This is a genomic window from Pararhizobium sp. (assembly GCF_035497515.1).
GTDB lineage: Bacteria > Pseudomonadota > Alphaproteobacteria > Rhizobiales > Rhizobiaceae > Pararhizobium.
Window position 1 is genome coordinate 1 of the sequence record NZ_DATJDJ010000198.1, and the last position, 9435, is coordinate 9435.

Below are 9435 nucleotides of genomic sequence, written 5' to 3' on the forward strand. Positions count from 1 at the left end.
GCGTCGTTCCTGTCGTTCGACCTGACGCTGGCAGCGGCCGCATCCTGGGTCATGCTGCTGATCGTGTTGATCTTCTGCGTCCTTTTCATACTCGCAACCAAGCGCAAGGAGATCCAGTAATGTCAGGTTCCTCGCTCGGAAAACGCCGCAAGGCGATCCGCTACGGCCTTACCTATGCCGGCCTCGCGGCCCTGCTCGTGATTTTCCTCTTTCCGCTGCTTTGGATCGTCGGAATATCGCTGAAGACGCGCGAAGAGATATTCACCAATCCGCCGATCTTCCTGTGGGTGCCGACCTTCGAGAACTACGCCCAGGTGCTGACCCAGTCGGATTTCCTGTCGTCGTTCTCCAACTCGCTGATCGCCACGACCTGTTCGGTCCTGTTGTCATTGATCATCGGCATTCCGGCATCATACACCTTCGCCCGCTTCAGTTTTCGCGGCCAGGGCGTCACGATGATCTTGCTGCTGATCATGCGAATGCTGCCTCCGGTCGCGATCCTGCTGCCGCTCTTCGTCCTGTTCAAGGCGGTCGGTCTGTCGAACACGCGGTTGTCGATCATCATCGCCTACACGACCTTCAGCCTGCCGCTGATCGTCTGGGTCATGAAGGATTACTTTGCCAATCTTCCCAAGGAACTGGAGGAAGCGGCCTATATCGACGGCGCCTCGCGAATGCTCGCCTTCCGCAAGATCGTCCTGCCGCTGGCCCGACCCGGTATCGTCACAGCCGCGATCCTGTCGCTGTTGCTGGCCTGGAACGACTTCATCTTCGCGGCGATCCTGACCAACAATTCGACGCGGACCTCGCCGGTCCTGCTTGCAGCCTATGCCGGTGGGGAGACCGGCACCAATTGGGGAGCGATTACCGCCACCGGCGTCCTCGTCGTCATCCCCGTCATCATCTTCTCGATGATCGTCCAGAAGCACCTTGTGCAGGGCCTGTCATCGGGAACGGTGAAATAACGAACTTCAACGGAGGAGGAGAGTACCAATGGAAAAGAACAAGGGAATTTTGAACGGACCGAAGGTTACGCGTCGCAATTTGCTGATAGGATCGGCGGCGACGGTGGCGGGCGTCGGCCTCATGAGCTCCGCGCTTTTCACGCCGGCGCTGGCGCGAAGCAAGCCGGCAAAGCTGACCGTGCTGGGCGACAGCGCGCCCTGGAAAGGCACGATCATCGAGGACGCGATCCCGGCTTTCACCAAGGAAACCGGCATCGAGGTCGAATATATCCAGCTTCCAAACGAGCCGCTGGTCACCCGTGCCCGCGCGGAACTGACGAGCGGCAGCACCACCAGCTTCGACGTCATGCAGATGGGCGCATCCATGATCGGCTGGATGCACCCCTACATGGCTGACGTCAACGAACTGATGAAAACGGCAGGCGGCAAATATGCAGCCGATTTCGGCATGGACGAGTTCTCGCAGGCTTCCATCGATCTCGCCTCCATCGATGGCGTCCAGCGCGGTATTCCCTATCGCAGCACGACCTATATCCTGCACTACCAGCCCGACCTTCTGGAACAGGTCGGACTGAGCGCTCCGCCCAGCAATTTCGCGGAATACCTGGATGCGGCGCAAAAGCTCACCGAGGCAGGCAAACCGAACCGCTTCGGCGTGGGCTATTGCGCCCGCCAGGGCGGCGCGATCGTCGACCATTTCGGTCCGTATCTGTTGTCGTCGGGTGGTGGCTTCTACGACAGCAAGACCAAGGAAATCCTCATCAACAATGCGGAATCGGTTGCAGCCGTCGATTATTACGGAAGCCTTCTCAACAAGCACAAGGTCGTGCCGGAAGATGCGCTGACCTGGGAATGGGATGAAATCATCGCCAATGCCCAGAACGACCGCTACGCCATGGGCATCACGCTCAACGCCTCCGCGACGCCGATCAACCGCTCTGACAAGTCCAAGACCAAGGGCCGTTGGCAATGGGCGCTGGTGCCGGGTCGGGAAACCATCGCCGACAGCCGGTCCTCGCTCGGTGGCTGGAGCTTTGCCGTGCCTTCGGCGGGTGCCAACACGGAATGGGCCTTTGAGTTCGTGCAGTTCATCACCAGCCGCGAATGGGCAAAGCGGTCCATGGAGAAGGGCAATGCCTCGGCGCGCCTGTCGGTCCTGAACGATCCGGAGGTGATTGCAAAATATGGCTTCACCAAGGTGATGGCGGATCAGCTGAAGACGGCCATCGCCAATCCGCGTGATGCCTATTGGGGCGCGGTCGAGGCTCAGCTTCGCGCCGGCCTTTCCAAGACGCTGCTGGGGCAGGCGTCGCCGCAGGATGCCATGGATGAAGTGGCGGCCGGTTGGGAACGCACCATGCGGCGTGCCGGCTGACACTCGCTGCCGGGCGGTTCGCCGCCCGGCACATTTCGAACGACAGGAGAAGAGCCATGGCTTCCGTGAAGATGACGGGCATCAAGAAGAAATACGGCGCGTTGGATGTCATCCACGACATCGATCTGACGATCGAAGATGGCGCGTTCGTGGCGCTGGTCGGACCGTCCGGCTGCGGAAAATCGACCCTGTTGCGGATGATCGCCGGGCTGGAGGAAATCAGCGGTGGCGAGATCGCGATCGGCGACCGGATCGTCAACGACCTGACGCCGCGCGAGCGCAATATCGCGATGGTTTTTCAGAACTACGCGCTTTATCCGCACATGACCGTGGCCGAAAACATGGGCTTCAACCTGAAGCTGGCGAAGAAATCCCCGGCCGAGATCGAGGCTCGCGTCGGCGAGGCGGCCCGCATGCTCGGTCTGACGCCGCTCCTTCATCGGCGACCCTCACAGCTTTCGGGCGGTCAGCGGCAGCGTGTCGCGATGGGACGTGCCGTGGTCCGCAACCCCCTGGTGTTCCTGTTCGACGAGCCCCTGTCGAATCTCGACGCGAAGCTGCGCGTACAGATGCGGACCGAGATCAAGGCGCTGCACCAGAAGGTGAAGACGACCTCGATCTATGTGACCCACGACCAGATCGAGGCCATGACCCTGGCCGATCATATCGTCGTGATGCATGGAGGCCGCATCGAACAACAGGGCCACCCCCTGGAGCTTTATCGCAGGCCTGCCAATCTTTTCGTCGCGGGGTTCATCGGCACACCCGCCATGAACTTCATCGAAGCCGTCGGCGGCAGCGATGATCGGGGGGCGGTTGCAACGCTCGCCGATGGCGGCACGATCCGCGTAGGCGGCGTGCAGCTGGAAGCGGGCAGGCCCGTGACGCTCGGTGTTCGCCCCGAACACCTCGTTGCACAGGGCGACGGATCCCGGCTGTCCGGCTCGGCCCGCTTCGTGGAGCCGACGGGAGCGCTGACCCACGTCACCTTCGATGTCGGCGGGCGCGACCTCGTCGCGGTGATCGACGGCGAACGCACGATACGCGCCGGCGAGCCTTTCGAGGTCTCCGTCGCACCCGATCTCATCCATGTTTTCGACAGTCGGTCCGGCCACAGGCTGAATGCCGCCTGACGACAAAAATCGATTTAAGGGGCCGGATCCCAAGACCGGCCTTTCAACCAGGAGATTGAAAGTGAACAAGGCCATCAATTCGGCTGAGGCCATCGAGGCTGTGGAGAACGCCGTCCGGATCCACTCCCGTCCGTCCGACATCCGGATCACGGACGTGCGGATCGCTGTGGTGACGGGCATCTGCTACTATCCGTTGATCCGGATCGATACCAATCAGGGCATCTACGGCCTGGGCGAGGTCCGCGATGGCGGGCACCCGGAGAGCGCGCTGCGGCTGAAGCATTTCCTGCTCGGCCAGAACCCCTGCAATGTCGACATGATCTTCAATGCTCTGCGCCTTTACGGGGGAGACGGACGGGAAGGGGGCGGCATTTCGGGGATCGAGATCGCCTTGTGGGATCTTGTCGGCAAGATCTATGGCGTGCCGTGCTACCAGTTCTTCGGCGGGAAGTACCGTGACAGCGTTCGCATCTATGGCGATACGCCGGCGCCCGAGAAGCTCACGCCGGAGGCCTACGCCAAGGCGGTACGTGCCCGGGCCGACATGGGGCTCACCTTCATCAAGTTCGACCTGCCGCCCAAGCTGTTCGAAACGACCGAAGACGCGCTGGTGGGGTCTGCGACCCGACATGAATATGCCCTCGGCAAGAGTACCCGGGTTGCCGGTTCCGGCCGCGGCGCCAAGATTTCCGAAAAGGGGATCGAGACCGCCGTCGAGATCGTGCGGGCCGTTCGCGCCGAGGTCGGCAGCGAGGTGTCGCTCTGCGTCGACCATTTCGGCGAAGGCTATGTGACCGCCGATGAGGCCATCCGCATCGGCAAGGCACTGGAGCCCTTCAATCTCGCCTGGATCGAGGATCCGGTCATCTGGCACGACATCAAGGGCCACAAGAAGGTTGCCGATGCGCTGCTGACGCCGGTGGCAGGCGGCGAGGACCTCTACCTGCTCGACGGTTTCCGCGAGGCGATCGAAACGCAGGCCTTCGATGTGCTGCATCCCGATCTGTTGACGTCGGGCGGTATGCTCGAGACCAAGCGGATTGCCGATTACGGTGCCCGGTACGGCTTGGCGACGGCGCTGCATTCGTGCTGCTCGCCGATCGGCTTCATGGCCAACGTGCATTGCGGGGCGGCGATCGGCAGCCTGATGGCCGTCGAGCACCATGGCCTCGATGTGCCTTTCTGGGAAGAACTGGTAACGGGTCTCGAGCCGAACTATCTGGACGACGGCTATGTCAAGGTTCCAGACCTGCCGGGCCTGGGTCTCGACCTCAATCTGGATGCGATCAAGGCCAATCTTCGCGACCCCGACAGCCTGTTCATGCCGACGGAGGAATGGAACAAGTGCAAGGCGGGCTTCGAGAGGGTCGATCCGCCACGCTACCAGACGCAGTTGATCCGTTAGCGGCCCTCGGCCATCCATCCTTTCATCAGGCATCAGCAACAAGGCATCGGGAGTGGTCATTTCCCGGTGCCGAAGCGCATGCCGAAAGTCGGTGGCTTCCAACCCTTCAGCACGAAACGGCGAACCATTGCCGGTTTTGAGGTGGGGGGCAAAAGGGCTTGGGCGCCTGGCGGCGATCGTCTTTCTCGATCTCGACAATTTCAAATGGGTCAACGATACGCGCGGCCACCCGGCCGGCGACAATCTGCTGACCATGTCCGCCGCCCGGATCGCCGTCTGTCTGCGGGCGAACGATACCGTCGCCCGGCTTGGCGGCGACGAGATCGTCATCCTGCTGCCGGATCCGCCGCAGGAGATCGACCGGATGATCGTGGTCGAACGGGTGCGCAACAGCGTCGCCGCGCCTGTGGAGATCGGCGGTTGCACCTTCAGCGTCACCACCAGCCCGGGCGTCGCCCGGTTTCCGCTTGACGGGCGGAGTCGCGAGGAACTCCTGGCGAAGGCCGATGCGGCGATGTACCAGTCGAAGACGGGCCGCAATACGTTCAGCTTCGCGGACCCTGACGCCTGATGCAGGCAGATGTCATGCTGCTTCTGCGATGTCTTCTCGTGCAGCGTGCGACGACAGGGCAAAAAGCCCGGCGACGATGATCAGGCGCGGCTGGCGGAAGCGGTATCGGCTTGGGTGAGGGCCTCGCCGGACAATTGCTTGCCTACCAGGCCAACAAGTCGATCCTCGACAAACTGCTGAAGGAAGCCGGTTTCGAGGGGGAGTTTTCGCTCGGCCCGATGATCATGGCAATGCTGCGCGCCAATGGTCACGGGCTCGGAAAGGTGGGCTGAAATTGCTTTTTGGAACAGGAATCGGGCCGACGGGCCGGTTCGGATACGAAGCGTTAACTATATGCTTTGTAAATCAGAATCGGCAACATGGAGAACCGCCTGATGAGTGCTGCGTTGAGGGATGTGCGTTTTTCGGAGAAGAACGAACGGGTCGTGCCGTTTCCCTTGGCCGGGCAGGTGAACACCGTCAGGCGTTGTGCTTCCGAACTCGAAAACATCCACGGCGATGCGGCGCTCCAGTACTGGAAGACCGAGTGCCGGGCGCTGGCGCGAAATTTGCGCGCGCTGGGTTGCTCCGACGAGTCGATCAGCCAGCAGGTCATGGCCTTCCAGACGGAAGTTCAGGTCGAGATGATGCGGCGTTATTCCGATCGCCTGTCAGCGGAGGCGGAGGGCGGCTATCGTCTGCCGTAGTGGCATTTTGTCGATTTCTGGGTCCAACATCCATCGGAGCGATGCAAGAGTTGTCAGCAAAGCCTGAAAATGCACCTTTCGGCGCAGGTCGATAATTTTCCGACCAAAAGAGACAGATACGTGCTCTCAAAGCCATGATACCTAAACATTTCCCCAAGGTAACGAAATCCTAAGGATACCGTGATGGGGCACGGTTTTCCGGCGTTCGTCCCCCGGATCCGCACGTCCAGGAAATCCAGTCCTTGCGATCCCGCAATCTGGCATGCCCGGTTGACCCCGCTTCGTTTCGAAGCGCGGTCGGTGCGAGCAAACCCAAACCATCGTCTTTGACGGCGAAGCTTTGCTTCGCGCCGGTTTGGGGAGGCCATGAACATCATCCTCAAGGCGGCGGGACGAAGAACATCGAGAAGGGGAGGGGCGAATATCACCATCCGGCGCGCCTGAAACGAAAACGCCCGGCATTTTCGCCGGGCGTCGTTCTGCAGGACATGAGGGAGGATCTACATATTCTGCGGAAGGCTAGGTCAGACCATTATTTGCCGGCGTCGAGACGATCGATGGCCTCAACGTTGCCGGCGGAGGAGCCGTTCGGATCGAATTCGGATTCCAGCCATTTGTCGACGATGGCCTTGGCAAGTTCGGGGCCGACGACGCGCGCGCCCATGGTGATGATCTGGGCATTGTTGGACTTCGCCGCGCGTTCGGCCGAATAGGTGTCATGCGTCAGTGCCGCGCGGATGCCGGGTACCTTGTTGGCGGAGATGGAAACACCGATGCCGGTGCCGCAGATCAGGATGCCGCGTTCGTTCTCTCCGCGGACGATGGTTTCCGCGAGGCTTTTGGACAGGTCGGCATAGAAGCCGGACTGGCTGAGGTTCTGGACTTCGAGGCCGCTCTTGGTGGCCAGATGCGCTTCGATGATGTCGAGGAGCGGCTTGCCCGCGCTGTCAGCGCCGATGGCGATTTTCATGGCTGTATCCTTCCTTCGTTGTTTGTCAGAGCGTCGCGGAGACGCGGTTCAGAATGTCGAGATAACCGTTGACGTCCCAGGCCGAGCGGCCGATGAACAGGCCGTCGATATGCGGCTTCGCGATCAGTTCCTCGCAATTGCCGGGATTGACACTGCCGCCATAGAGCACCGGGACGGCAACGCCGAGGCTGTTTTTTGCCCATTCAGCGATCCGCGCGTGGCGCTCGTCGGCATAGTCGGCCGAGGCCGGGATGCCGCTGACACCAATCGCCCAGACCGGTTCGTAGGCAAGCAGGATCGGCCTGGTCCTGTCCGCGCCTTCGAGCAGGCCGAGCGCGCCTTCCACCTGGCGCTTGAGTACGACATCGGCCTGGCCCGCCTCGCGCTCCGCCAGGGTTTCGCCGATGCAAATCAGCGGGATCAGCCCGTGTTTCACCGCCGCTGCCGTCTTCAGTCCGACCGCGCGGTCGGTTTCGCCGAAATGCTCACGCCGTTCGCTGTGTCCGAGCTCGACAATGTCGAGATTGCAGTCCTTGAGCATGATGGGCGAGATTTCCCCGGTCCAGGCGCCGGCGTCGTCCCAATGCATGTTCTGCGCGCCAACCTTGACGCTGGTTGCAGCCAGCCTGTCCTTGACCTGCCGGCCGGACGTGAACGGCGGAATGACGAAGCGCTGGATGCGCGGGTCGCGCGTGACGTCGCTGCCCACCAGGCCATCGGCGAAGGTCATCGCCTCAGCCAGGGTCTTGTTCATCTTCCAGCTGGTCCCGACCCAGGCAGATATTGTCGTCATGCCCCATCTCCTCCGTCTGTTTTCTGAAACTTGATGTCTGCTCCGGCGATATCCCTCACAGACGGTATCGCTTTACGCCGCCAAGGAATACGACACCGATCTCACGATCCGCCACCTGCGCTCTTCTCGCGGTTCACGGTCGTCTCGGAAGTGAGATATCACATCATGAAGCAGTATATCAACTTTAATTTTGATATTTTGTGATATTTCTCTGTTATATCTTTGATTCTCCTCACATGCGCATCGAATCCGAAGGCTGAAACCAGGGCGTTTTTGTTCCCGTGGGAACATATGGGCATCAGGCGGCAGGGTAGCGATAGGCAGCCGAGCGCTTTTACGCGCCGGTTCGAGTGAAGCCCAAAGGCCAGACGTTCGGTTTGGCTGATGATCCATGAGGACAAGATGAAAAAATCATTGAATGCGATGCAGGCCTCTTCTGCCGCCGCGCCATATACGATCCCCGGCGTCGGTGACCAGACGCTGTTTGGGACCGATGGTGCCAACACGCTGACCGGCGGATCCGGAAACGACCAGTTCTTTGGCGGTCTGGGTGGCGATACCATCAATGCCGGAACCGGTGACGACGTCGTCTACTGGTTCGATCCGGCCGCGAGTTCCGCAGCCGGAGACAAGATCAATGGCGGTCTGGGTTTTGACAGCCTCAATCTCAGCTTCCAGAGCGCCAGCAAGGGCGTGACCTTCGCGGCCTGGGATCCCATCGCCAGCAAGACCTTCCTCGGTGCGACCCTGGTCAATGTCGAGCAGTTCAATATCACCGGCAGCGCCTTTTCCGATACGATGACGGGCGGCCGCTGGAACGACCAGTTCCTGGGCGGCGAGGGCGCCGACACGCTGGATGGCGGCATCGGCGACGACATGGTCAATGGCGACGAAGGCAACGACTTCCTCAACGGCGGCAATGGCGACGACATCCTTTCGGGTGGCGACGACAATGACGTGATCTATGGCGGTTATGGCGTCGACCTTCTGACCGGAGACGACGGCGATGACCGGCTTTATGGCGACAGGGGCAACGATGCGATCCTTGGTGGTGCGGGCAATGACCGCATCCTCGGTGGCGTCGGCGGCGACTTCATCCTGGGGGGCGACGGCGCCGACCATATCGATGGCGGTTCCGACAACGACCTCCTCTACGGCAATGAAGGCAACGATACCGTCCTGGGCGGCAGCGGCAACGATACCATCACCCACTCACTCGAAAGCTGGGCGAGCGAGGGCAAGGATGTGCTCGATGGCGGCACCGGCAATGACCGGGTCGAACTGCATAGCGTCTCCGGTGTCTTCACCGCCAAGGCTCCCGAGGTGAAGCAGGTGCTTTCCAACGGCACCAGCATCGTCAACTTCGAAGCCTATACGATCACGGGTTCCGACAAGGCCGACAAGTTCACCGGCTGGACCGGCGACGACGTGCTTTCCGGCCTGGACGGCAACGACGTCCTGTCTGGCGGCAAGGGCAACGATATGCTGGATGGCGGAGAGGGCGTCGATACGCTGGACGGCGGCGACGGCACCGATA

At 61.2% G+C, this 9435-nt stretch carries 10 protein-coding genes; 8 read left to right on the forward strand and 2 right to left on the reverse strand.

Annotation, left to right across the window (positions count from 1 at the left end):
- The first annotated feature begins 119 nt into the window (after window positions 1-119).
- The 7 genes from VL202_RS20775 to VL202_RS20810 all read left to right on the forward strand — a co-directional run bounded on the left by VL202_RS20775 (window position 120) and on the right by VL202_RS20810 (window position 6135).
- The gene (locus VL202_RS20775; protein WP_056333746.1) at window positions 120-965 is read left to right on the forward strand and encodes a carbohydrate ABC transporter permease; all 846 of its coding nucleotides are present in this window, start codon (window positions 120-122) and stop codon (window positions 963-965) included.
- 121 nt (window positions 966-1086) lie between these two features.
- Complete coding sequence (locus VL202_RS20780; RefSeq protein ID WP_325465971.1) at window positions 1087-2340, forward strand: sugar ABC transporter substrate-binding protein; 1254 nt, start codon at window positions 1087-1089, stop codon at window positions 2338-2340.
- A 56-nt stretch (window positions 2341-2396) separates the two neighbouring features.
- The gene (locus tag VL202_RS20785; protein WP_325465972.1) at window positions 2397-3473 is read left to right on the forward strand and encodes a sn-glycerol-3-phosphate ABC transporter ATP-binding protein UgpC; all 1077 of its coding nucleotides are present in this window, start codon (window positions 2397-2399) and stop codon (window positions 3471-3473) included.
- 61 nt (window positions 3474-3534) lie between these two features.
- Entirely contained in the window at window positions 3535-4878 is a 1344-nt protein-coding gene (locus VL202_RS20790; RefSeq protein WP_325465973.1) for a mandelate racemase/muconate lactonizing enzyme family protein, read from the forward strand.
- Window positions 4879-5005: 127 nt separating this feature from the next.
- A complete protein-coding gene (locus VL202_RS20800; RefSeq protein ID WP_414692914.1) occupies window positions 5006-5449 on the forward strand; it encodes a diguanylate cyclase domain-containing protein in 444 nt (147 codons plus the stop codon).
- Window positions 5450-5559: 110 nt separating this feature from the next.
- Complete coding sequence (locus VL202_RS20805; RefSeq protein ID WP_325465975.1) at window positions 5560-5721, forward strand: hypothetical protein; 162 nt, start codon at window positions 5560-5562, stop codon at window positions 5719-5721.
- A gap of 102 nt (window positions 5722-5823) precedes the next feature.
- Window positions 5824-6135, forward strand: a complete 312-nt coding sequence (locus VL202_RS20810; RefSeq protein ID WP_325465976.1) for a DUF6074 family protein — start codon at window positions 5824-5826, stop codon at window positions 6133-6135.
- Between the two features lie 532 nt (window positions 6136-6667).
- Here VL202_RS20810 and VL202_RS20815 read toward each other — a convergent pair.
- Complete coding sequence (locus VL202_RS20815) at window positions 6668-7105, reverse strand: RpiB/LacA/LacB family sugar-phosphate isomerase (protein ID WP_325465977.1); 438 nt, start codon at window positions 7103-7105, stop codon at window positions 6668-6670.
- 25 nt (window positions 7106-7130) lie between these two features.
- Window positions 7131-7898, reverse strand: coding sequence for a triose-phosphate isomerase (locus VL202_RS20820; protein WP_325465978.1), 768 nt, complete (start codon window positions 7896-7898; stop codon window positions 7131-7133).
- Between the two features lie 402 nt (window positions 7899-8300).
- On the opposite strand from VL202_RS20820, the gene VL202_RS20825 reads away from it, so the two are divergent.
- Window positions 8301-9435: calcium-binding protein (locus VL202_RS20825; RefSeq protein ID WP_325465979.1), on the forward strand; the 1135-nt coding region annotated here is incomplete at its 3' end.